Annotated in this window: 26 protein-coding genes; 13 read left to right on the forward strand and 13 right to left on the reverse strand. The window is 62.6% G+C overall.

What is annotated here, in order from left to right:
* Positions 1-68 precede the first annotated feature (68 nt).
* From EI983_RS06040 to EI983_RS06050, 3 genes are all read left to right on the forward strand, one after another.
* Positions 69-518 carry a phasin, PhaP gene (locus EI983_RS06040; protein ID WP_157706483.1) on the forward strand — a complete coding sequence of 150 codons (450 nt, stop codon included), beginning with the start codon at positions 69-71 and terminating at the stop codon, positions 516-518.
* 133 nt (positions 519-651) lie between these two features.
* Positions 652-1,218, forward strand: coding sequence for a polyhydroxyalkanoate synthesis repressor PhaR (gene phaR / locus EI983_RS06045; protein ID WP_157706484.1), 567 nt, complete (start codon positions 652-654; stop codon positions 1,216-1,218).
* A gap of 6 nt (positions 1,219-1,224) precedes the next feature.
* Positions 1,225-2,190 carry a LysR family transcriptional regulator gene (locus EI983_RS06050; protein ID WP_157706485.1) on the forward strand — a complete coding sequence of 322 codons (966 nt, stop codon included), beginning with the start codon at positions 1,225-1,227 and terminating at the stop codon, positions 2,188-2,190.
* A 36-nt stretch (positions 2,191-2,226) separates the two neighbouring features.
* Here the strand turns inward: EI983_RS06050 and EI983_RS06055 are convergent, their stop codons facing one another.
* The 9 genes from EI983_RS06055 to EI983_RS06095 form a co-directional block, all read right to left on the reverse strand.
* Positions 2,227-3,135, reverse strand: coding sequence for an aminotransferase class IV (locus tag EI983_RS06055; RefSeq protein ID WP_157706486.1), 909 nt, complete (start codon positions 3,133-3,135; stop codon positions 2,227-2,229).
* A 31-nt stretch (positions 3,136-3,166) separates the two neighbouring features.
* On the reverse strand, positions 3,167-4,381 hold the full coding sequence (locus EI983_RS06060) for a DegT/DnrJ/EryC1/StrS family aminotransferase (RefSeq protein ID WP_157706487.1): 1,215 nt from the start codon (positions 4,379-4,381) through the stop codon (positions 3,167-3,169).
* Between the two features lie 165 nt (positions 4,382-4,546).
* Positions 4,547-5,851 carry an NAD(P)/FAD-dependent oxidoreductase gene (locus EI983_RS06065; RefSeq protein WP_157706488.1) on the reverse strand — a complete coding sequence of 435 codons (1,305 nt, stop codon included), beginning with the start codon at positions 5,849-5,851 and terminating at the stop codon, positions 4,547-4,549.
* Positions 5,829-7,022, reverse strand: a complete 1,194-nt coding sequence (locus tag EI983_RS06070; protein WP_157706489.1) for a hypothetical protein — start codon at positions 7,020-7,022, stop codon at positions 5,829-5,831. Before EI983_RS06070 ends, EI983_RS06065 begins: the two co-directional genes overlap by 23 nt.
* Positions 7,015-8,376 carry a glutamine synthetase family protein gene (locus tag EI983_RS06075; protein WP_157706490.1) on the reverse strand — a complete coding sequence of 454 codons (1,362 nt, stop codon included), beginning with the start codon at positions 8,374-8,376 and terminating at the stop codon, positions 7,015-7,017. The genes EI983_RS06070 and EI983_RS06075 overlap by 8 nt, the downstream gene beginning before the upstream one ends.
* 1 nt (position 8,377) lies before the next feature.
* Positions 8,378-9,070: a type 1 glutamine amidotransferase gene (locus EI983_RS06080; RefSeq protein ID WP_157706491.1), complete on the reverse strand. Its 693-nt coding sequence runs from the start codon at positions 9,068-9,070 to the stop codon at positions 8,378-8,380.
* An 18-nt stretch (positions 9,071-9,088) separates the two neighbouring features.
* The gene (locus EI983_RS06085; RefSeq protein WP_157706492.1) at positions 9,089-10,405 is read right to left on the reverse strand and encodes a glutamine synthetase family protein; all 1,317 of its coding nucleotides are present in this window, start codon (positions 10,403-10,405) and stop codon (positions 9,089-9,091) included.
* A 123-nt stretch (positions 10,406-10,528) separates the two neighbouring features.
* A complete protein-coding gene (locus tag EI983_RS06090) occupies positions 10,529-10,780 on the reverse strand; it encodes a DUF2842 domain-containing protein (RefSeq protein WP_157706493.1) in 252 nt (83 codons plus the stop codon).
* The gene (locus EI983_RS06095; protein ID WP_157706494.1) at positions 10,780-12,075 is read right to left on the reverse strand and encodes an adenylosuccinate synthase; all 1,296 of its coding nucleotides are present in this window, start codon (positions 12,073-12,075) and stop codon (positions 10,780-10,782) included. The genes EI983_RS06090 and EI983_RS06095 overlap by 1 nt, the downstream gene beginning before the upstream one ends.
* A 133-nt stretch (positions 12,076-12,208) precedes the next feature.
* On the opposite strand from EI983_RS06095, the gene EI983_RS06100 reads away from it, so the two are divergent.
* The 3 genes from EI983_RS06100 (at position 12,209) to pyrG (ending at position 14,740) form a co-directional block, all read left to right on the forward strand.
* Positions 12,209-12,430 carry a hypothetical protein gene (locus tag EI983_RS06100; protein ID WP_157706495.1) on the forward strand — a complete coding sequence of 74 codons (222 nt, stop codon included), beginning with the start codon at positions 12,209-12,211 and terminating at the stop codon, positions 12,428-12,430.
* 96 nt (positions 12,431-12,526) lie between these two features.
* Positions 12,527-12,886: a preprotein translocase subunit SecG gene (gene secG, locus EI983_RS06105; RefSeq protein ID WP_157706496.1), complete on the forward strand. Its 360-nt coding sequence runs from the start codon at positions 12,527-12,529 to the stop codon at positions 12,884-12,886.
* 210 nt (positions 12,887-13,096) lie between these two features.
* Positions 13,097-14,740 carry a CTP synthase gene (pyrG, locus tag EI983_RS06110; RefSeq protein ID WP_157706497.1) on the forward strand — a complete coding sequence of 548 codons (1,644 nt, stop codon included), beginning with the start codon at positions 13,097-13,099 and terminating at the stop codon, positions 14,738-14,740.
* 131 nt (positions 14,741-14,871) lie between these two features.
* On the opposite strand, the gene EI983_RS06115 is transcribed toward pyrG, so the two are convergent.
* Positions 14,872-15,444, reverse strand: coding sequence for a hypothetical protein (locus EI983_RS06115; RefSeq protein ID WP_157706498.1), 573 nt, complete (start codon positions 15,442-15,444; stop codon positions 14,872-14,874).
* 312 nt (positions 15,445-15,756) lie between these two features.
* Between EI983_RS06115 and EI983_RS06120 the strand changes: the two genes are divergently transcribed.
* The 7 genes from EI983_RS06120 (at position 15,757) to EI983_RS06150 (ending at position 20,823) form a co-directional block, all read left to right on the forward strand.
* Positions 15,757-16,212, forward strand: a complete 456-nt coding sequence (locus tag EI983_RS06120; protein WP_425500903.1) for a tellurite resistance TerB family protein — start codon at positions 15,757-15,759, stop codon at positions 16,210-16,212.
* Entirely contained in the window at positions 16,209-16,649 is a 441-nt protein-coding gene (locus EI983_RS06125) for a tellurite resistance TerB family protein (RefSeq protein ID WP_157706500.1), read from the forward strand. Before EI983_RS06120 ends, EI983_RS06125 begins: the two co-directional genes overlap by 4 nt.
* A complete protein-coding gene (locus EI983_RS06130) occupies positions 16,646-17,404 on the forward strand; it encodes a phosphate/phosphite/phosphonate ABC transporter substrate-binding protein (protein ID WP_157706501.1) in 759 nt (252 codons plus the stop codon). The genes EI983_RS06125 and EI983_RS06130 overlap by 4 nt, the downstream gene beginning before the upstream one ends.
* 153 nt (positions 17,405-17,557) lie before the next feature.
* Positions 17,558-18,334: an ABC transporter ATP-binding protein gene (locus tag EI983_RS06135; protein WP_157706502.1), complete on the forward strand. Its 777-nt coding sequence runs from the start codon at positions 17,558-17,560 to the stop codon at positions 18,332-18,334.
* 37 nt (positions 18,335-18,371) lie between these two features.
* Positions 18,372-19,091, forward strand: a complete 720-nt coding sequence (locus EI983_RS06140; RefSeq protein ID WP_157706503.1) for a transporter substrate-binding domain-containing protein — start codon at positions 18,372-18,374, stop codon at positions 19,089-19,091.
* Between the two features lie 47 nt (positions 19,092-19,138).
* A complete protein-coding gene (locus EI983_RS06145) occupies positions 19,139-20,023 on the forward strand; it encodes an ABC transporter permease (RefSeq protein ID WP_157706504.1) in 885 nt (294 codons plus the stop codon).
* The gene (locus tag EI983_RS06150; protein ID WP_157706505.1) at positions 20,020-20,823 is read left to right on the forward strand and encodes an ABC transporter permease; all 804 of its coding nucleotides are present in this window, start codon (positions 20,020-20,022) and stop codon (positions 20,821-20,823) included. The genes EI983_RS06145 and EI983_RS06150 overlap by 4 nt, the downstream gene beginning before the upstream one ends.
* Positions 20,824-20,863: 40 nt before the next feature.
* Here EI983_RS06150 and EI983_RS06155 read toward each other — a convergent pair whose 3' ends face one another.
* From EI983_RS06155 to EI983_RS06165, 3 genes are all read right to left on the reverse strand, one after another.
* Positions 20,864-21,889: a hypothetical protein gene (locus EI983_RS06155; RefSeq protein ID WP_157706506.1), complete on the reverse strand. Its 1,026-nt coding sequence runs from the start codon at positions 21,887-21,889 to the stop codon at positions 20,864-20,866.
* Positions 21,890-21,986: 97 nt separating this feature from the next.
* The gene (locus tag EI983_RS06160) at positions 21,987-22,640 is read right to left on the reverse strand and encodes a hypothetical protein (RefSeq protein WP_157706507.1); all 654 of its coding nucleotides are present in this window, start codon (positions 22,638-22,640) and stop codon (positions 21,987-21,989) included.
* Positions 22,625-23,110, reverse strand: a complete 486-nt coding sequence (locus EI983_RS06165; RefSeq protein WP_157706508.1) for a hypothetical protein — start codon at positions 23,108-23,110, stop codon at positions 22,625-22,627. Before EI983_RS06165 ends, EI983_RS06160 begins: the two co-directional genes overlap by 16 nt.
* Positions 23,111-23,160: the final 50 nt, after the last annotated feature.

Here is a 23,160-nt window from a genome sequence, read left to right on the forward strand (position 1 = left end):
TATAGTTTGCAGACGCAGAAAGCAGCGACCCTCGCTGATCACGCAAAGCCAAGTAAAGGAATTGATCCATGGCCAAAGCACAAGACATGAACACCGTCCTGAAAGACATCATGGGCGCATTCCCGGTTGACACCAAAGCAATGGAAGAAGCCTTCCAGAACCAAGCCGCTCTGAACGAAAAGCTGTCGGGCGTCGCCCTGGCCGCTGCTGAGAAATCGGCCGAGATTTCGAACAAGTGGACCAAAGAGACCCTGGCCAAGCTGAACGACATGACCAAAGTCAAAGCCGAGCCCGCCGACTACGCCAAAGCCATGACCGATTTCGCATCGGCCAGCGCTGAAGTGGCCGCCGAGAACATGGCTGCCTTCGCTGAAGTCGCCAAAAAAGTTCAAATGGACACCGTCGAGCTGATGATGGCCGCTGGCAAAGACCTGCAAAACGACGCAGCTGCCGCTGTCAAGAAAGCCACCGACGAGGTTACTGCCGCTGCCAAGAAAGCAACCGCAGCTGCCAAGTAATTGAGCGATAGGGTCCGCTCCCTCCCTTCGGACCTCTCCTCATAAAGAGCGAGCCAACGGCTCGCTCTTTTCTTTTCTGCGCCGTGGCATTAAGCTGCACTGCAGCGATGCCGATGTCTGGGAGGAACGCACCGTGGCTGACACCAACAAACCCCTGCTGATCAAGCGATATGCCAGCCGCCGGTTGTACAACACCGAGACGTCCGATTACGTGACGCTCGACGACATTGCCGAATTCATTCGCGAGGGGCGCGAAGTCCAGATCATCGACCTGAAATCCGGCGATGACCTGACACGGCAATATCTTCTGCAGATCATCGCCGAACATGAAAGCCGCGGAGAAAGTGTATTGCCGATCAGTGTCCTGACGGATTTGGTGCGCAGCTACTCGACACAGGCCACCTCGATGGTGCCCGACTTTCTGGCGGCTTCTTTCGAGATGCTCCAGAAAAGTCAGAGCCAGATGATGGAAAACATGGCCAAGGCCAACCCGCTGGCCGGTCTGCCCGGGATGGATGCCATGCGCGCCCAGCAAGAGGCGTTTCTGAAGGCGATGACAGGCGGCATGGGCGCAGCCGGTGGCCAAGAGGGTAGTGCTGAAGCGCCCCCCGCCGCGGATGCCGATGACGCCGAAGGCCTCGACGATATCAAGAAACAGCTCGCCGATCTTCAGGATAAGCTGTCGAAACTGGGCAAGTAACCCGCGATGGTCGATAGTCCCGGCCGGATAACCCTCTGGGGCATCGAGGTTTTCATGGCCGCCGCCGATGAGCGGTCAATCTCTGCCGCCGCCAAGCGACTGGGGGCCAGCCCGTCCGCCGTCAGCCAGCAACTCACCAATCTCGAAGGCGCCGTTGGCGCGACGCTGCTGCAACGCAACGCGCGGCCCATCCGCCTGACCCCTGCGGGCGAGATCATGCATCGCCGGGCGCAAACCATCCTGAACGAGGCGACCCAGGCGCGGGCTGAATTGGCCATGGCGAACCTGTCGGCGCTCACCCGTTTCCGCCTCGGCATGATCGAAGATCTGGAGGCCGATGTGACGCCTCAGCTCCTTACCCATATGGCGGGCGAGTTGAAGGGGTGCCAGTTCCTCCTGGAAACCGGGGCCAGCCACTATCTCTATGATCAGCTCGACGCCCGCGCGCTTGACGTGATCGTCGCTGCCGAGCTTGGTGCCGAAAGCGACTGGGTCGAGGTGCACCCGCTGATGCGCGAGGGTTTCATCGTGGCCGCGCCCAAGGGCAAGATCCACCGTGATGGCGATATCCTGCGCCAGCTCAAGCGCATGCCGATGGTGCAATATACCCAGCGGCATTACATGGGGCGGCTGGTCAACGCGCATCTCGCGCGCCAGAACCTGACCCTGACCCACCGTTTTGAGATCGACAGCTATCATGCCATCCTGGCGCTTGTCGGGCAGGGCACCGGCTGGACAATCCTGACGCCGCTGGCCCTCATGCGGGCCCGTCGGTTTGCCGATCAGATCGACGTGATGGATCTTCCGTTCGAGCCCCTGACGCGCACCATTTCGCTTACCGCGCGCAAGGGTATCCTGCAGGACATGCCCGCGCGGGTCGCCGCGACGCTGCGGCCGATCCTGCAGGAAACCATCGTCGAGCCCGCCCTCGCGCAGCACCCGTTCCTGCGCGGCAGCCTCACCGTTTTCTGACAGCGATTGTTCCTGAAATGTCAGCAAATCAGATGTTTACACGGCGCTTTTCACCTTGGTGAGATACCTGCTGTCCTGCATCAGCGCCCAGTAAGCCTGCCGCAAGCGCAACGCCTGCGCCCCCGCCGCGCCATTGGAAAACTGCCGGTCATTGATCCGTGCCACCGGGATGACCCCACCGCCTGAGCTCGACAGGAACACCTCGTCGGCTTCCATCAGCTCCGCGACCGGAAGCGTGCGTTCTTCCACCGAAAACCCCTGCGCCTCGGCCAGTTCCAAAACTGTGCGCCGGGTGATCCCGTGCAACACGCCGCGCTCCGGTGTGATCACGCGATTGCCCTTCAGGGCAAAGACGTTGAACCCCGGACCCTCGGTCACATTTCCCGCATGATCGGGGAGCAGCACGGTTTCAAACCCGGCGGCCTTCGCGGCGAACAGCCCTTGGGTGAAATCGCCCCAATGGTAGTTTTTCACCAGAGGGTTCACGCTGTCTTCGGGGATGCGCCGCACCGTATCAGGCAGCATCACCGCGACGCCTGCCTCAGCGATCTCGGGCTTGACCACATGCACGTAAGGCACGCACCAGGCATAGAAATGGTTGGCGCAATCGCGCGGGTCGCGACTGCCGGGAATGATCGGTACACCCCGCGCGGCCACCATCGCCACATAGGCGGCATCAAGGCCCGACCCTGCCACCATGTCGTGCAGCGCGCTCTCGATTGCCGCGCGATCCATGCCGACATCCATATGGCAGGCTGTCATCGACGCCTCGAACCGGTCGAGATAATCGCCCAGGCGGAAAAAGGCCCGGTTCCAGACCGGCACCACGTCATAGGTCACGTCCGAATGGGTCAGCGCCCAGTCGGTGACGCCGATTTTCGCCTCATGGATCGGAACAATATCGCCCCGTATCCACGCGGCGCCCTTGGAGAAATCCTTGCTCATGCGCCCATCAAGCGGGCAGGGCGCTCTGGCGTCAAGTCCCGTAGGCGAGCGGATCCCCTTCCATCACCTGACCTGCGGCAGAGAGAAGTATATCAGCGACCAAGTCCTGCTCGGCCCGGGTCAGCCTTGCGGGCAGACGTACATCGCAGGCGCGCATCAGCATGGCACGGGTTTGCGGAAGATCCGGGGCCTCACCGGGAAGGAATTTCCAGTTCCAATAGGCCCGGGCGTTGTCCTTGCTCTGGCCGAAGACCTGCACCTTGACTCCGCCCGCATCGGCGGCGGCGACAAAGGCATCCACATCGTCGTCCGACAGCCCCACGAGGTTGAACTGGATCGAATCCGGTGCGCGTTCTTCCTTGGGCAGGGGATCCGGCACATGCAGCCAGAGCGAGGTATTGAGCCGGGCCGCCACATGATCATGCCCTGCGCGGCCATCGCGCACGCGGCGCGGGATCTCGGGAAGCTGTGCGCGGATAATCGCGGCCGAAAGGTTGGACAGACGCAGATTGTACAGCGGAACATGGTTTTGCCAGCGCGCGAAGGCCGCTTCAAGTTCGGCATCCATCCCGTTGAAATGTTTCGCCCAATTATGCTCGTATGCACCTGACATGATCACGGCGCGCGCGATCAGATCGGCGTCGTCGGTGATCAGGATCCCGCCTTCGCCTGCGTTGACGAGCTTGTAGGATTGAAAGCTGAAACAGCCCACCCGCCCGATCGTCCCGATATTACGGCCGTCCCAGGTGGTGCCGAGCGAATGCGCGGCGTCTTCGATCACGGGGATATCGCGCGCCTCGCAGAGTGCCATGATCGCGTCCATGTCCGAGGTATGACCCCGCATATGGCTGATGATCACGGCCGAGATATTCGCATCAAGTTTGGCCTCGAAGTCCTTGAGGTCAATCCGGTAATTCTCACCCACCTCACACAGAACCGGGACGCAATCGGCATGCACGACCGAAGATGGCACCGCCGCGAAGGTAAAGCCGGGGATCAGCACGCGCGCGTCGCGCGGCAGGCCAAGCGCCTTGAGCGACAGGAACAGTGCGGCAGAGCAGGACGAAACAGCAAGCGCATAGCGGCTGCCCATGAGAGCGGCAAATTCCTGCTCCAGAAGCGTCACCGGTGCGTTTTCAGGCGCGGTATAGCGGAAAAGATCGCCGGATTTCAGAAGCTTGTCGATTTCCTTGCGGGCGGATTCGGGGATCGGCTCAGCGTCATAAACGTTCGGAGGGAGTGGCATCTTCGGATTTCCTGAAACTAGACTTCGGAATACCGAAATACATACTCCAAAGAGGGGTAAAACCCAAGTGTTAATTCTGTGACCTTTTCTGGGCGCGAAACTTCGCGCACCGCCCTTGTGGGCGGCCCGCTGAGGCAGAAACATCAGTAAAAGAAATTTGCCGGGTTACATGCCCAGACGGTCGCGCATGGCATACCAGGTCATCGCCAGCGCAAGAAGAGGCGAGCGCATCATGGCCCCGCCCGGAAACACCTGGGCGGGTACGCGCGCCATGATGTCAAACCCTTCGGATTGCCCGGCAATCGCCTGAGCCATGAGCTTGCCTGCATGGGTGGCATTGCCCACGCCGTGCCCTGAATAGCCGGACGCCGACAGGATATTCGGCGCCACCCGGGCCAGATAGGGCATCCGCCGCATGGTGATGGCCAGCGTCCCGCCCCAGCTATAGTCGATCCTCACATCCCGAAGATGCGGGTAGATCTCAAGCATCGGTTTGCGCACCGTCGCTGTGATGTCGCGCGGGAACTTGTAACCATAGCTTTCGCCGCCGCCAAAAAGCAGCCGCCCGTCATGGCTGAGCCGGTAGTAATTCACCACGAACTTGCTGTCGGCCACCGCGATATCGCGGGTCAGCACCTGCGCGGCGGCATCGCCCAGGGGCTCGGTGGCGATGATGAAATTGTTGATCGGCATGACCCGCGCGGCCACCTTGCGGTCCAGCCCGCCCAGATAGCCATTGCAGGCCAGGATCACATGATCGGCTGCAATGCGCCCGCGATCGGTCTGAACCACGGGCTTGGCGCCGCGCTGGATATGATGCACCTCGGAGCGCTCGTAAATCCGGACGCCCGCCAAAACGGCGGCCTTGGCCAGCCCCAGCGCATAGGCCAGCGGATGCAGATGCGCCGCCCCCATATCAAGCGTGCCGCCATGATAGCTTGGCGAGGGGACAATCGCGCGCATGGCCTCGGCGTCGAGCGTCTCGATCTGGTCATAGCCATAGCGGTCCTGCAGGTGACGCGCATAGGCGTGCTCCTCGGCCATCTCACGCGCGGAAAAACAGGTATGCGCAACCCCCGGTTTCAGGTGGCAGTCAATCTTGTGCTTTGCGATCAATGATTTCACGAGGTCTTTTGTCGCTTCAGCCTGCTCCCACAGCAGCCGGGCATCATCCTGCCCCACCAGTTTTTCAAGGCTGTCCTGACCGACCCGCTGACCCGATCCGAGCTGACCGCCATTGCGCCCCGAGGCCCCGAACCCCACGCGATGCGCCTCCACAAGCGCCACCTCGTAACCGGCTTCCGCCAGGTGCAGTGCCGCGGACAGCCCGGTGAAGCCGCCGCCGATGATGCAGACATCCGCGCGCGTCTCGCCCCGGAGCGGGGCAAACTCTTTCAGCGGCTCGATCGTCGCCGCGTACCAGCTGTCCGGGTATTGCCCGGGGCGGTCATTGCTGTGCAGAAGGTTCATCGTCGGCGATCCTGAAATAGGAGAGGGTGAAGGTCGGCGGTTTCGAGCGGGTCACGCGGATCGCGTCCACCGTTTTGACCGGCAGTTCGATCTTGAAACAACCGGGGCAGGGGCGGCTCAGAACCTCTTCGGCAAGGGCATCGAGCCTCGGCGCAAGCGTTTCCGGCTCGCGGGCGAAATCGGGCATCCGGGAGAACGGGTCAGGACCCATCAGGGCATCGGCAAGACGCGGGGTCAGATCGACAAGCAGGTAGGGCTTGACCACCATGATCCGGTCGATCCCGCGCGGGTGCTCCTGTTCGTCGTAGAGATACCCCTCAAACGCGTCCGAGACGACGGGCCAGCCGGTTTGGGGCGGATAAATGTAGCTGAAATCGATCGGCCCGAGCCTGTAGGCATCGGTTTCCGGGTAGGCGTGGGTGAAGGCGGCAACGAAACGCGCGCGATACTCGGCCTCGTCGAAAGGGGTAAGCGGGGTGTTGCCGCTCTCGTCCGTGTCCAGCAACACCGCCGGCAGATCGAGCCGCACCCGGGCGGGATACATGATCGTGCCCGGCGGCGGCAGGTCCGCAGGCTCGATCAGCACGATGCTCTCGTCGCGCAGCGCCTTGAAATGAGCGGCACGCACCTTGTCGGGATGCGCAAAGCGTTCGGTGATCAGCTCCACCGGTTTCGACGCCTCCAGCAAACCGGCCAGATCACGTTGGTGCCGCGCATCTCCTCCGATCTCGCCGCTGGTGCAGAACACCGGGGCGCAGGTGAAGCTTTTGACCTCTTCCTTGCCTCGGATCAGGGTGGCAAAACGGCCGTCGGGCGGGTTTCCGGGCGGGCTCATGAAGAGGATCGACAAAAGCAGCAGCTTCATCGTCTCGCCCGGTTTGTCCGTGTAATACGCCGTGGGCTGGGCGGCGCGCAGCGCGGTCTGATCGGTCACCACACGCCAATCGCCTCCCGTGGCCAGAGGGTGCAGCATCAGCGCATAGTCCGGGCCATTCTCCAGATCGGCGTCCTGCAGGATCATGTGCCGCACCACGCCGGAGGGATCCTTTTCGGAAGGCGCGGAGGGGTCGCCCCGGACCGCATCCGACGTTCCTCCACCAAGGCTCAGGGTCACCACAGCGCCCAGGGCCAGAGCGACGGCCCCGGCAGCTATCAGTCCGCGCTTAGACATTCAGCAGCAGATGCTCGCGTTCCCAGGGGCTGATCACGGCAAGGAATTCTTCGTATTCATCACGCTTGATGGCAGTGTAGACGCGGGCGAATTCGGGGTGCAGAACGCTTTGCAGCTCCGTGGCCTCTTCGAACAGGTCGAGCGCATCGCCCAGGATTTGCGGGATGCCGGTGTCACCCTCATAGGCGTTGCCCTTGAATTGCGGGCGCGGGCGCAGTTCGTTCTTCAGGCCGAGATAGCCGCAGGCCAACGATGCCGCGATGCCGAGATAGGGGTTGCAGTCCATCCCGGCGAGCCGGTTTTCCACCCGCCGCGATTCCGGCCCCGAGATGGGCACGCGGATGCCGGTGGTGCGGTTGTCACGGGCCCATTCCAGGTTCACCGGGGCCGAATGCGCGCGCACGTAGCGGCGATAGGAGTTCACGTAAGGCGCGAGGATGGCAATGGCCGCGGGCAGATGTGCCTGCAACCCGCCGATAAAGTGATAGAAGGCGTCCGTCTCACCGCCCTGCGGGCCGCTGAAGATGTTCTTGCCGGTTTCGATATCCATGATCGAATGGTGGATATGCATCGCACTTCCGGGCTCGTCTTCGATGGGTTTGGCCATGAAGGTGGCAAAGCAGTCATGCCGCAACGCCGCCTCACGGATGAGCCGCTTGAAGAAGAACACCTCGTCAGCGAGCTTGATCGGGTCGCCATGTTGCAGGTTGATCTCAAGCTGTCCGGCGCCGCCCTCCTGGGTGATCCCGTCAACCTCAAAGCCCTGCGCTTCGGCAAAATCGTAAATATCGTCGATCACCGGGCCGAACTCATCGACGGCGGTCATCGAATAGGCCTGCCGCGCCGCCGCCGGGCGGCCTGAGCGGCCCATCATCGGTTCGATCTTCTTGGCCGGGTCGAGGTTGCGCGCAACGAGGTAGAACTCCATCTCCGGCGCAACGACAGGTTCCATACCCTCCTTGCGGTACAACTCCACCACGCGCTTGAGCACGTTGCGCGGGCTGTAGGGGATCGGTTTCTTGTCGCGGTCCTGCGCGTCATGGATCACCTGTATCGTCCAGTCCCCTGTCCAGGGCGCCGCCGAGGCGGTTTCCATATCCGGCACCAGAACCATGTCGCGCTCGATCCAGTCGCCTTCGTCATCGGCGTCGTCGGCATAGCCCCCGGTCACGGTCTGGAAAAAGATCGAGTCGGGCAGATGGAAATAATCCTGCTTGTTGAACTTGCCCGCAGGCACCGCCTTGCCGCGGGCGATGCCGGGCAGGTCGGCGATGATGCATTCCACCTCGTCGAGCCGTTTGCCCTCGAGATATGCCTTGGCGGCTTCGGGAAGTTTGCTGATCCAGTTGGCCATATCAGGCACCTCGTTTCAGGACCTCCGCCATGCGGTCTGCAATGGCGGGGCTTTGGGTTGGGGCATGAAGCCGGGTGGCGGCGGCCTGCAATATCTCATCCGGCACCACCCCTTTGCCGCGGTATTTTAGCAGGAAATCAATCATGTCCGACGTGAATTCCGGGTGCGGCTGAATGGTGTATACATGTTCGCCATAGACCAGCGCGGCATTGGAGCAGAAATCGGAAGAGCCGACCACCTCGGCCCCCTCCGGCAGTTCCACAACCTGATCCTGGTGCCAGGCGTTGAGGCTGCGGGTTTCCCCCTCGATCTCATAGGAGGTGTGGCCAATGGACCAGCCACCGTCATATTTGACGACCTTGCCGCCAAGCGCCTGCGCGATGATCTGATGGCCGAAACAAACGCCGATCAACGGCACGCCCGCCGCATAGACATCCCGGATGAACGCCTCGAGCGGGGGTATCCAGGCGTGATCCTCATAGACGCCATGCTTGGAGCCGGTGATCAGCCAGCCGTCGCATTCGTCCGGACTTGCCGGGATGACACCGCCCTCGCAATCGTAGCTTTTGAAGTTGAACCCATGCCCGTCGAGCAGCCGCGCGAACATCGCGTCATAATCGCCCAGTGCCTCCAGCACCTCGGGCACCGCATGGCCGGTCATCAGGATACCGATGGTTTTGCCGGGTTGCGTCATTTTCCGTCCTCAGCTTTTTCACACCGCGTTGACATAGGTTTTCCAATGCTGCTCCTGCGGTATATCTGCCATCAGGCGCAGCTCCTGCCGCTTGGTCAAGACCAGATTGGTGATCAACCCCTCGGGGAAGATCGCGCGCATCAGCGGGTCCGCCTCGAAGCGGTCGATCGCGTTTTCCCAATCGGGGGCGAGTTGGGGCAGGTCGAGGTCATAAGCATTGCCCTGCATCGGCTCGGGCGGGCTCATGCCTTCCTCGATCCCGGTGATCGCGGCGCCCAGAATGCCCGCGAAGGTCAGGTAGGGGTTGATATCCCCGCCCGCCACGCGATGTTCGATCCGCCGCGCGGCATAGGGCCCGCCGGGGATGCGGACCGCTGCGGTGCGGTTCTCATAGGCCCAGCAGACAGAGGTAGGCGCGTGATTGCCCGGCACCATCCGGCGATAGCTGTTGGCATGGGGCGCAAACAGCAGGGTGGAGGCCGGCATCGCCGCGAGGCAGCCTGCGACCGCCTGATGCAGGGTCTCGGTGCCTTCTTCGCCACCATTGTCAAAGACGTTCTTGCCCGCCGCATCCAGCACCGAGAAATGCATATGCATCCCGTTGCCTGCATCTTCTTCGAACGGTTTGGCCATGAAGGTCGCGGCAAAGCCGAACTTGCGCGCCAGCCCCTTGATCAGCGCCTTGAACAGCCAGGTATCGTCAGCGGCCTTGAGCGCGTCCTGATGGTTGAGCGTGATCTCGAACTGGCCGACGCCGCTCTCCGAAGTGGTGGTCTGCGCGGGAATGTTCATCGCTTCGCAGGCGTCGTAAAGCGCCGAAAAGAACGGGTCGAACGCGTCGAGATGCAGCAGCGAAAGCACTGCGGCGGATTGCAGCCGACGACCGGTCTGCGGGTTCATCACCGCATCCAGCGCCTCTCCGCTGTCGTCGATCAGGGTGAACTCCAGCTCGGTTGCGGCCTGCACCGTCCAGCCGCGCGCCGCATAGCGCGCCAGCACCGATTTCAGCGCCAGCCGCGGATCGCCGTCAAACGGCGTGCCGTCGTCATGGAACATTTCCATCGGCACCAGCGCCTGCCGCGCGTCCAGCCACGGGATCGGCATCGCCCCGCGCTCGGTCGGGCGCAGCACACCATCGGCATCGCCGGTCTCGAACACCAGGGGCGAGCCTTCGATATCAAGCCCGAACACATCCACATTCAGCGCCGAAAGCGGCATGCGCACGGCACCGGTGTCGAGTTTCGCGGCATAGCTGCCGGGGATACGCTTGCCGCGCATCTGGCCGTTGAGGTCACAGGCGGCCACGCGCAGCGTGTGGTAAGAGGAGAGGTCCATTCTGGCCATCCGTCAAAGAATTTGCGCCAGAGTAATCTCAAGCGCGAGGGCGCGCCAGCAATAATTTGATCAAAATATTTATTAGTATGAAAATAAGCGGTTAAGCCCAAAAATGCCCGTGTGTTAGGCGTCTCGGTCTTCAGGCGGCGCATCCGGGTCGGCCTGACCAATCCCCAGAAAGACCGGCTTCAGCGGAACGATCCACAGGATGCCCAGACCAACGAAGACCAGCAATTCGGTCAGGATGCCAAGCCCGTCATACCGCGCGCGCAGCCAGTCGGTCAGGTTCACCGCCACGATCACATAGACCGGCAGGGCCACTAGCAGAATGATCAGCGCCCAGCGGCGGCGGGCTTTGTAGCTCAGCTTTGACATCAGTCGGCAAACGGATCGGTGACAAGGATGGTGTCGTCCCTTTCGGGTGAGGTGGACAGTAGCGCGACCGGGCACTGGATCAACTCTTCGACCCGGCGCACGTATTTGATCGCATTTGCAGGCAGGTCGGCCCAGCTTCGTGCGCCTTCGGTGGTCTCGGACCAGCCCGGCATTTCCTCGTAGACCGGCGTGCAGCGGGCCTGTTGGTCGGCGGCGGTGGGCAGGTAATCCATCTGCTGGCCGTCCAACTCATACCCTACGCAGATCTTGAGCGTCTCGAACCCGTCGAGCACATCGAGCTTGGTCAGCGAAATGCCGGTCACGCCCGAGGTGGCGCAGGTCTGGCGCACCAGCGCGGCATCAAACCACCCGCAGCGCCGCTTGCGGCCCGTCGTGGTGCCAAACTCATGCCCGCGCTCGCCCAGCCGCTGACCGTCTTCATCTTCCAGCTCGGTGGGGAAGGGGCCTTCACCGACGCGGGTGGTATAGGCTTTCACGATGCCCAGAACATAATCGATCGAGCCCGGCCCGATCCCCACGCCCGTAGCGGCCTGGCCCGCGATGACGTTGGAGGAAGTCACGAACGGGTAGGTGCCGAAGTCGATATCCAGCAACGCGCCCTGCGCCCCTTCGAAGAGGATACGCTTGCCCGCCTTGCGCTTTTCGTTGAGCACTTTCCAGACCGGGGCAGCATAGCGCAAAATCTCCGGGGCGATGTCCTGCAACTGCGCGATCAGCGCGTCGCGGTCGATGGGCTCGATCCCCAGCCCCTTGCGCAGCGGGTCGTGGTGTTGAAGCGCGCGGTCCACCCGCGCCTCCAGCGTGGCCGCATCGGCCAGGTCGGCCACACGTACCGACCGGCGGCCCACCTTGTCCTCATAGGCCGGCCCGATGCCGCGCCCGGTGGTGCCGATCTTGGTGCCCTTGCTGGCGGCCTCTTCGCGCGCGCGATCCAGCTCGCCATGAATGGGAAGGATGAGCGGCGTGTTTTCGGCGATCATCAGCGTCTCGGGCGTGATCTCCACCCCTTGTTCGCGAATGGTGGCGATCTCGCTCAGCAGGTGCCAGGGGTCAAGAACAACCCCGTTGCCGATAACCGAGAGCTTGCCTCCGCGCACGACGCCAGAGGGCAGCGCATGCAGCTTGTACACCTTGCCGTCGATCACCAGCGTGTGCCCGGCATTGTGCCCGCCCTGGAACCGCGCGATCACATCGGCCCGCTCACTGAGCCAGTCCACGATCTTGCCCTTGCCCTCGTCGCCCCACTGGGCGCCCACGACCACCACATTCGCCATTCCAGACCTCTTTGCTCGATTGCGAAACCCGCGCCGGTATACCGGGCCGCCGGGGCAGGGGGAACCGCTAATTCGCCGCAGTCTCGCAAAATGCGAGGCTTGCGCCGACGGGACGGGCGCGGCAAGCTGCGCCATGGCCCGGCACATCCGACCAGACAGTCAGAGTTTCCAGCGCTTCTACTACACCAAAGTGGGGCTGGGCGAAGGCTGTGGCTGTGCCGAACGGGTGATCGACGTGTACGAGGCCGACCGAAAGGCAGGAGAGGCGGTGCATGGCACGGTCGGGCCCCGCCTGGGCCTGGCGCAGCGCGCCCGGCGTCTGCTGAATGCGCTCGGGCTTTTTCGCCGCGCGTGACGCGGAAAGCGAAGCGCGGTCATGTTCGCGGGTTGCGGGGCGCGCGCGAATTGCATAGATAGCGCGGGAGTTCACAAAACGGGCCTTGGCGCACGCATGGAAAACGTTGTCCTGATCATCCACCTTCTTCTGGCTCTCGCCCTTATTGGCGTGGTGCTTTTGCAGCGCTCGGAGGGCGGTGGCCTTGGCATGGGCGGCGGCGGCGGGGCCATTTCGGGCCGGGCCGCGGCCACAGCACTGGGCAAGATGACCTGGCTGCTGGCGGCTGCGTTTATCTGCACCTCGATCACGCTGACGATCATTGCGGCCAAGAACTCGGCAGGCAGTTCGGTGCTTGACCGGATCACCGACGCGCCCGTGCAGCAAGAGGCCGATCCGGCACTGCCGGATACCGGCGACAGCCTGCTGCCGCCTTCAGCGGATGAAAACGCGCCGCTCGTGCCAACCGCAGAGTAAACCAAGCCGTCAGCACCGGGTGACGCAACGGCAATTTGCCACAAACTCTTGAGGTGCGTGGGTTTGCGTTAACATCATCTTGCGGTTGGGTTGCGAAACAGACGCGAATCCGTTAAAGCTCAAATCCCGTGGTGCTGCGGTAGAATCGATCCCGATTCGCGCTGTCCAGGGCCTCAGTCAGAGCCAGAAATCACGGGGGGCGGCCAACGCATGGCGCGGTATATCTTCATTACAGGCGGTGTTGTCTCCTCGCTCGGAAAAGGGCTTGCGTCGGCGGCTCTGGGGGCGCTCTTGCAGGCGCGCGGCTTCTCTGTCCGGCTGCGCAAGCTTGACCCCTATCTCAATGTCGATCCCGGCACGATGAGCCCGTTCGAGCACGGCGAGGTGTTCGTGACGGATGACGGCGCCGAGACCGACCTCGACCTTGGCCATTACGAACGCTTCACCGGCGTTCCCGCGCGCATGACGGATTCGGTCAGCTCTGGGCGTATCTATTCCAATGTGCTGGAGAAGGAGCGCCGGGGCGACTACCTTGGCAAGACGATCCAGGTGGTCCCGCATGTGACCAATGAAATCAAGGAATTCATCGGCATCGGTGACGACGAAGTCGATTTCATGCTGTGCGAGATCGGTGGCACGGTGGGCGATATCGAAGGCTTGCCGTTTTTCGAGGCGATCCGTCAGTTCACACATGACAAGCCTCGCGGGCAATGCATCTTCATGCACCTCACCCTGCTGCCCTATCTTGCGGCCTCGGGCGAGTTGAAGACCAAGCCGACCCAGCACTCGGTCAAGGAATTGCAGAGCATCGGCATCGCGCCCGATATCCTGGTCTGCCGCTCCGAACAGCCGATCCCCGAAAAGGAACGCGAGAAGATCGCGCTGTTTTGCAACGTGCGCAAAGAGGCCGTGGTGGCCGCCTATGACCTCAAGTCGATCTATGAGGCGCCGCTGGCCTATCACCGCGAGGGGCTGGATCAGGCGGTTCTCGATGCGTTTGACATCTCGCCCGCGCCCAAGCCGGACCTGACCGTCTGGCAGGATGTGAATGACCGCATTCACAACACCGATGGCGAGGTGAACGTGGCTATTGTCGGCAAATACACCCAGCTTGAGGATGCCTATAAATCCATCAAGGAGGCGCTGACCCACGGCGGCATGGCCAACCGGGTGAAAGTGAATGTCGAATGGGTCGATGCCGAAATATTCGACACCGAAGACCCCGCGCCGCATCTTGAGGGCTTCCACGCCATCCTCGTGCCCGGCGGCTTTGGCGAGCGCGGCACCGAAGGCAAGATCAAGGCGGCGCAATTCGCCCGTGAGCGCAAGATCCCTTATCTCGGGATTTGTTTGGGTATGCAGATGGCCGTGATCGAAGCCGCGCGCAACCTGGCGGGACTGACCGATGCGGGCTCGGAAGAGTTTGACCACGAGGCAGGCAAGAAACGCTTTACGCCGGTCGTCTATCACCTCAAGGAATGGGTGCAGGGCAACGAGAAGGTCAAGCGGCAGGTGACGGATGACAAGGGCGGGACCATGCGCCTCGGGGCCTATGACGCGGTGCTCAAGGAGGGCTCGAAAGTGGCCGAGGTCTATGGGACCACGGCCATCGATGAGCGCCACCGCCACCGCTATGAGGTCGACACGAAGTATCGCGAGAAGCTGGAAGCCTGCGGGCTGACCTTTTCGGGGATGAGCCCTGACGGGCGCCTGCCGGAAATCGTCGAATGGACGGATCACCCGTGGTTCATCGGCGTACAGTTCCACCCGGAACTGAAATCCAAACCTTTTGAACCGCACCCGCTCTTCGCTGATTTCGTGCGGGCGGCGGTGGAAACAAGCCGACTGGTCTGACAACATCTCCGGCCCGCGCATCCCCTGCTCGCGCGTGATGCGATATCACCCGGTTAAACGTCTCGAAAAACACCCGAGACATCCCCCGGGGCGATGCAGAAGCCGCGCGTCAGGGCGACATGCCCGCAGGCTCAGCCCTCTTCGGGTAGATACTTCAGATGCTCGCGGTTCACACCGAGCTCCATCACCGGGCTGAACACATCGAGAAGCACGTTCCGCTTCTCGGTCTGGATCTGTACCGAGCAGGGCAGCTCTTGCGTCTCGTAAAGCCCGTTGATGATCCGTTCATCGAGAATCCACCGCCCCCGGCGCCCTTCTTCACGATCAACTTGCTGATAGTCGAGCCAGCGTTTCAGGCGCCGGTCATCGTCCAGGTCATGCCCCGGTTCCACCAGATAGAACCCGCTGTTGACCCGCAGGCAGATATTGTCGAGCACACGCGCAGCAGCGCGATGCGACTGGGGAACGTCCCGCTTGGGCATATAGTTGAAACGCTCGGGTTCGCCGTTCAGGAAGGCGCTGAGGGCCGACGCCAGGTCGATGCATTTTTGCGCCATCACCCAGCCGAGCACTTCTTCGGGATAGAGCGTCCAGCGATAGGTGCGTGCGGCATGGCGAAGCTGATCGGCATCGGCCCCGCGGGCCAGAGCCTGTTGGTCTTCGGCGGTGCCAGTTGACCAGTCAAATTCGCCGCTGTCGCTCATTCTGTGTGCTCCACCAAGTGGTATCATTTCGTCATGGTTCTTCTCTAGGGGGGCTTCTGGATGAGATTGGGGTGCAAATGTGGCTGGCCTTGGGCAATGCCGTTTTATTGTTTCCGATGGGAGAATTCACTGGTGACTGCGCGGGTGGGCCAAGCGGCTCGGAGATCGTGGCGGGCGGCGGGGAAGGTGGATATGCCGATGGTGGCCGAGGCCCCGCGGCGGTTATTCGGCGGGCAAGGAGATCTGGCGGGCATCGAGGGCGCACAAGCCCCTTTACGGCGCGCCCCGTGGCATGGTTAACCTTTGAGCATGATACTCAATCGTATTCTGCACGCCTTCGACGCGCCCAAACCGCAGCCGCTGCCCGAGCCCGATGCCAAGCTGGCGCTGGGGGCTCTGATGGTGCGTGTGGCCAAGTCCGACATGAATTACCAGGTCTCGGAGATCAGCCGGATCGACAAGCTGCTGGCGCGGCTCAATCGCCTTAAGCCGATCGAGGCCGCGAAGATGCGCGCCACCTGCGAAAAGCTCGACAAGGCCGCGCCCGACACGGTGGAGTTTGGCCGGTTGATCCGCGAGACGGTCAGCATGGAGGCGCGGCTCGATGCGCTCGAGGCCCTCTGGGAGGTGGTGCTGGCCGATGGGGTGCGCCGGGACGTGGAATTGCGCGTGGTCGAAGAGGTGCGCGAGGCGCTGGGGCTGAGCGAGGCCGACAGCGATCAGGCCCGCAGCATTGCCGAAGAGACACTGGGCGGGGCAGGGACATGATCGGGGATTTGTTCAAACGTCTGTTGCAGCCCGAGCCGGAGCCGCTGGATGAGATGGATGCGCGGCTTGCCCTGACCGCGTTGCTGGTGCGGCTGGCGCGGTCGGACGGGTATTATGCGGCGTCCGAAATCATGCGCATCGAAAAGATCGTCATGGCCCGGTTCGGCCTCAGCCATGACGCCGCGGCCGCCCTGCGCACCGATGCCGAGAAGGTGGAGGCCGAAGCACCCGATACCGTGCGCTTCACTCGCGCCATAAAGGATGCGGTCCCCTATGAGGACCGCGTCGGCGTGGTCGAGGCGCTATGGCAGGTGGCGCTTGCGGATGACGAACGCGACCATCACGAGGATGCGCTGGTGCGTCTTGTCAGTTCACTTCTCGGGGTCAGCGACATGGACAGCGCGCGGGCACGGCAAAGGGTATCCGGCGCGACATGATCGCCAGCCTGCCGATGTATGACCCGCCCCCCCTGCAGGGCGCGAATGACAGGTTCTGGCAGGCCATCCGCGCCGAACTTGGCGAGGGGCCCGAGCACCTGACCCGGGGCGGCGATCTCTGGGAGCAGTGGCGCGCGCCCGATCTCGTTCTGAGCCAGACCTGCGGCTACCCCTACCGCGCGCGGCTGCATGGCCATGTGACCCTTGTGGGCACACCCGATTATGGGCTGCCGGGCTGTCCGCCGGGCTATTACACTTCGGTCATGGTGGTGCGGGCGGAGGACACCCGCGACGGGTTTGCCGCCTTTGACGGCGCGCGTTTCGCCTTTAACGAGCCGTTGTCACAAAGCGGCTGGGCGGGCCCGCAGGTTTATGCGCAGGCCGAAGGCGTCTCATTCGGGCCGCCGGTGCAAACCGGCGGGCATGCGCTTTCGGCGCGTGCCGTGGCGGCGGGCAAGGCGGATATCGCCGGGATCGACGCCCTGACCTGGGAAGTGCTGCAAGAGCATGATCCGGTTGCGCAAGAGCTGCGTGTCGTGGCCCGCACGCAACCCACGCCCGTGCTGCCTTACATCACCGCGTCCAGTCGGGACGCAGCCAGGCATTTCAACGCGGTAAGCGCGGCGATCGCAGCGCTTGCCCCGGATGACCGCGCGCTTTTGCATCTGCGCGGCCTTGTGGCCATTCCGGCCGAGACATACCTCGCCGTGCCCAGCCCGCCGCCCCCCCAAGGGGCCAGCCATCTGCCGCAGTGACGTTGCGGCACCGCGCCCAAAAAGCCGTCAAATCGGACGTTCTTACCGCCAAATTGCACCTGAACCGCACAGATCGCGCGTTTTGCAAGTTGCATTAGTGCTTTTTTTCGGCCCTATTAACGTCTTGAACGCTGCCTCAACCCGGAGCTTGCCTTGGCCGACGAAACGCCCGTCATCGAGATTCGCAACCTGCACAAAGCCTATGGTGCCCTGGAAGTCATCAAAGGTGTTGATCTTGTGGCCCGCAAGGGCGAGGTGATCTCGCTGATCGGATCGTCCGGGTCGGGAAAATCCACGATCCTGCGTTGCGCCAACCTTCTGGAAGACAGCCAGCAAGGCGATATCCTCTTCAAGGGAGAGCCGGTCAGATGGAAAGGCGAGGGGCTGCACCGCCATCCCGCCGATCCGGCGCAGGTGCTGCGCATCCGGACCAATCTCAGCATGGTGTTCCAGCAGTTCAATCTGTGGTCACATATGACGATCCTGGAAAACGTGATGGAAGCACCGGTAACGGTGCTGGGCCGCGACAAGGCCGAGGCGGAGAAGGCGGCGCGCGGCTATCTCGACAAGGTCGGCATCGGCGACAAATGCGATGTCTATCCGGCGCAGCTTTCGGGCGGTCAGCAGCAGCGCGCGGCGATTGCGCGGGGCCTGTGCATGGAGCCCGAGGCGCTTTTGTTTGACGAACCCACCTCGGCGCTGGATCCCGAGCTGGAACAGGAAGTTGTCAGGGTGATCAAGGACCTGGCCGCCGAAGGGCGGACCATGATGATTGTGACCCATGACATGAAGATGGCCCATGATGTCAGCGACCATGTCGTGTTCCTGCATCAAGGGCTGATTGAGGAAGAGGGCGCGCCGGAAACACTCTTTGGTGCGCCGAAATCAGAACGGCTGAAGCAGTTCCTCAGCTCGACAATGGCCGTTTGACGCGAAACTCACGAGAACAAACTAGGGAGAGATCAATATGAAGAAACTTGTTCTTGGCATGTCGGCTCTGGCGCTGAGCGCCAGCATGACGATGGCAATGGATGTGGTGCGCATGGGCACCGAAGGCGCCTACCCTCCGTGGAACTTCATCAACGACGCCGGTGAGGTCGACGGGTTCGAGCGCGAGCTGGGCGATGAGCTCTGCAAGCGTGCTGAGCTGACCTGCGAATGGGTCACCAACGAGTGGGACAGCATCATCCCGAACCTCGTCTCGGGCAACTACGACACCATCATCGCGGGTATGTCGATCACCGACGAGCGCGACGAAGTGATTGATTTCACTCAGAACTATACCCTTCCTGACCCCTCCGCCTATCTGGCGATGTCGATGGATGTGGATGTGTCGAGCGGCGTGATCGCGGCCCAGACCGGTACCATTCAGGCGGCGTTCATCGCTGAATCCGGTGCCACGCTTGTGGAGTTTGCCACGCCCGAAGAAACCATCGCCGCCGTGCGCAACGGTGAGGCGGATGCGGTTCTGGCCGACAAATCCTACCTGTCGCCCATCGCGGCCGAGGATGGTCAGCTGGTGATGCTGGAGCAAAGCGAGATGATCGGCGGCGGCGTCGGCATGGGCGTGCGCGAAAGCGACGGCGAACTGAAAGCCAAGTTCGACGCGGCGATCCAGTCGATGAAGGATGACGGCTCGCTCAACGCGCTGATCACCAAATGGGAAATCGGCGAGACTTTCGAGTAACGCCAGAACATAAGGGCGGGGCTGTCTGACGGCCCCGCTTTTCACACATGTTTTCTTATTGCGCCGATCCGACTGTCCTTGAAGGCCTGAGCTGGTTGTCCTGCTACCTGACGACCGGCAAGCATATGGCGTTTTACTGGTCGTTCGGGACGGTGCTTTTGCTGCTTTCGATCACCGCGCCCACCGCGCTGGCCTTCGGCTTTGCGGGCGCCTCCGCCGCGCGCTCGCGGATCTGGCCAGTCAGCTGGATCGGCAAGGGCTATATTGCTGTCGTGCGCGGCGTTCCTGACATTGCATTTTTCCTGTTCTTCGTCATCGCGCTTGATCAGATGTTCGAATATGTGCGCCACAAGATCAAATGCCCGGATTGGGAAGAGCCGATCCGGCAGGGCAACGATTTTGTCGTGTGCCAGGCGGCCAAGCTGCCGCTGGGCGAGGCGCCGCAATGGGTGCATGAAACCTATGGGTTTTTCCTCGCGGTTCTGACCTTCGCGATCGTGTTCGGGGCCTTTGCGGCCAACGTGCTTTATGGCGCGATGCGCGCCGTGCCGCGTCCGCAGCTAGAAACGGCCGAAGCCTATGGCATGACCCGTCGTCAGACCTTCTGGCGGATCATGGTGCCACAGATGTGGGTTTATGCGCTGCCCGGTCTGGGCAATCTGTGGATGGTGCTGATCAAGGCCACGCCGCTTCTGTTCCTGCTGGGGGTCGAGGACATCGTCTATTGGGCGCGAGAGCTGGGCGGTACGGCCAATCCCCGCTTCACCGACTATCCTCATGGCGACTGGCGGATGTGGTATTTCTTCGTGTTGCTGGTCTTCTATCTGGGCTTCACCAAGGTGTCGGAGTTTTTCCTTGAACGGCTGATGGTCAGGCTGACCCATGGCCAGGCCACCACCGGCGGCGAAGCGCAGCGGAGGGCAGGGGCGTGAGCTGTTGGCAGACCATCCAGGACTACGCCCTGCGCAGCGTGGGCATCGGCGAGCGGCGCCTGCCGACAGAGTATACGCTCTGTGAGCAGTTCACGCTGATCGGCTCGGGCATGATCTGGAACATCTATTTCGGCGTGCTGGCGCTGATCTTCGGCTTTTTCCTGGCCACAGCGGTGGCCCTGGGCAAACAGTCGAACAACCGGATCATCCGCAAAACCGCTGAATGGTTCGTGCTGATCTTCCGAGGCTCACCGCTCTTCATTCAGTTCTTCTTTGCCTATTTCGCCTTCCTGTCGCTCAAGCAGGTCAGCCCGATCTTCGACCCGTTCACGGCGGCCTGGCTGGGCGCGCTGATCGTGCTGTTTCTCAACACAGCCGCCTATTCGGGCGAGATTTTCTATGGCGCGCTGCGCTCCATCCCCAAGGGCGATGTCGAGGCGGCGGATGCCTATGGTTTTTCCGGCTGGCCGCGCTTTCGCAAGATCATCTGGCCGACCATGCTGAGGCTGGCCTGGCCGGCCTACACCAATGAGGCGATCTTTCTGTTTCACGCAACGACGCTGGTCTTCTTCTCGGGCTTTCCAAGCTGGGGGCAGCGTGGCGATGCGCTCTATTATGCGAATTTCTTTGCCGACAAGACGTTCAACCCCTTCGTGCCATACCCGATCCTTGCAGGCTATTTCATCCTGCTGACCATGTGCATCATCGGGGTGTTCGGGCTGGCCAACCGCTATCTCAACCGGCATCTGCCGCAAGAGGCGCGCAGGATGAAGCGGCCCAAGATGAACATGATCCGGTGACAAAGCGGCGTGGTGCGTGGCAAGCACGCACCCTACCGGACTATCCTCCGCAGATGCCTTGCAGCCGAAGCCAGTCCGCATCGCTCAGCACCGGCGGCGGGGCCTCGGCGGCGAAGGGGTCCGCCTCGATCAGGCCCAGCGTCGTTTCACCCGAGACATCCTCCGCATAGGCATAGGGCCGCGCGCGGATCTTCCAGACGTTGAACCCGGCCAGCAGCACGTCGTCAGACAGCGGGGCGGGGGGCTGGGTCAGCACGATCTTGGCGTAGGATTTGAGGGTTGCGTCCTTCAGCGCGCCGGTCGCCAGCAGGCGCACGCTGGCGCTCAGCCCGCCATGGGTCAGCAGGTCGCGCAGCGGGTCGTTGAGTTCTGCCCGCAGCCGCTCGGCCACCAGATACCCCGCAACCACGTCCGGGTCTTCATAATCTTCCACCAGAGAGCGGTTCAGAAGGACCGTGCCGCCGGGCAGGTGCGCCGACGGGGCCACCCCATCGCGCATCACCAGCACCTGTCCCGGTCCGTGCGGCGCGGGGATACGCCGGGCCAGCCGGGTCAGCACCTGTGCCCCGTCCCCCGCGCGGCAGGGGGGGCCGGTCACGGTCTGCAGATGGGTCAGAAGCGCGGCTCCGATCTCGGCTTTCTTGACCTGTGGAACAACCCGGACCGCATGGTCGCGCGCCGCATTCGGCAACCAGAAAACGCCGAGCCCGATCAGCACCGCGAGGGCCGCGAGAACCATCACCAGCCGCAACCTGCCGGGATGCGGCCGCCCCCGCGCGATGGCGCTGCGCAGCTTCTCGATCGCCTTGATCATCTCGGCCTCATCCTCGCCGAGTTCCAGCGTCTCGCCGGGATCGCCATCGGGAAAGAAGATGGCCGGGCGCTGGCCCGGATTGGCCCGCTCCACCGCGGCCAGCGACCAATGCGCCAGGGCCCGGTCGCGCGTGTCGGTGATGGTCAGCGTGGCATCGCCAATCGAGATGATCACATCCGTGCGTTGCGCATCCGGCGCAGGGCGCCAGAGCCCTGCCGCTTCCAGCCGCTGATATTTGCTGAGTGCCGTCATGTCCGTGTGGGCCTGCTCCGCCTCGTTGCCGCAAAGGTAGCACAGACAGGGTGAAGCGGGCAATCGCGCAGTCACCGGAACAGAGGGCGTCCGGTCATCACAGAGAGGCGATCAGAACAAAAGCCAGAGGCACCGGCAGCACGGCGATCAGGGCCACCGCCAGGAAAGACCAGAAGGACAGCATCCGCGACAACCCGGACAGAAAGGCGATCCCGCCGCCGCCGCCGATCAGGGAGTTGCCCGGCGTGTTCAACAGCACAGCCAGCGTGAGATATCGGTTTCGCAGGGCCTTGCTCAGCCAGGGGGGCGGCATCCGGTCGACCATGTATTGCCAGCGGTGGCTCGGGTCCAGCCGGGACAACTCCTCGACAACATCGCTCGCCCGGTGCAGGCCCAGCCAGGACAGCACCCGCACGAGCGCTTGCACAGGGACAAACCGCGCCACGCTGTAGGACAGGACCAGTGCACCGACCATGCCGACATAGACGACCGGCGCCGCTTGGGCGCCGAAGATCAGCAACAGAGCAAAGCCGATCTCTGCCCCCGGAACAAAGGGAATCGCGGCGGCAACCACAAAAAGGATCAGCGCGGTGGTCACGAGCCTGTGGATCGTCGGCTCGTTCATCGGCCGCATTTCGGGAACGGCAAAGCCATGCACCCAATGACCGATGAACCAGCCAGCCGTCAGAAGCGCCGCATAGACAGCCAGCGCCCGGCGCATGTTCCATAAGCGCTTCAGAAGCGGTCGCATAGCGGGTTGGACCCGGGATCGATTGCGCTCATGCGCTCCTGAATGGCGCTGAGGGAGGTGGTGCCATGCCCGGATTGGGCCGTGCCGACAAAGGCGATCTTGCGCTGTGAGGTCCAGTACCAGCGGCGGCGCTCCCACTGTATCTCGACATCGACCGATCCGTCGGGGGCAACCAGGCCGGAATACTCAAACCGCCCCCGGCTGTCGCTTTCCAGCGTCCCGGTAAAGACAATGCCCCTCTGGGTTTCCCGCGCATCGTACCGGCCGGGCATGAACCCGCAGCGCGTGCAGATGTCGGACCAGAAGTAACCGTCGCTGAAGAAAAGACTGTCAGCCAGGTCCGGGTTTTCGACCGGTCCGATGGTTCCCGAAAAGACCTGCCCGTCCAGCAACCCTTCTGCGAGAAGCTGCCCGGCGTTCAGCAGCAAAGATATCAACGCTGTGCCGATAAGTGCGCGCGTTCGCTTCATCGCGACCACCCCTTTCCCCAACGTCAATTGTAAGGGCAAAACCCGGGAGC

The organism is Roseovarius faecimaris, from assembly GCF_009762325.1.
GTDB lineage: Bacteria > Pseudomonadota > Alphaproteobacteria > Rhodobacterales > Rhodobacteraceae > Roseovarius > Roseovarius faecimaris.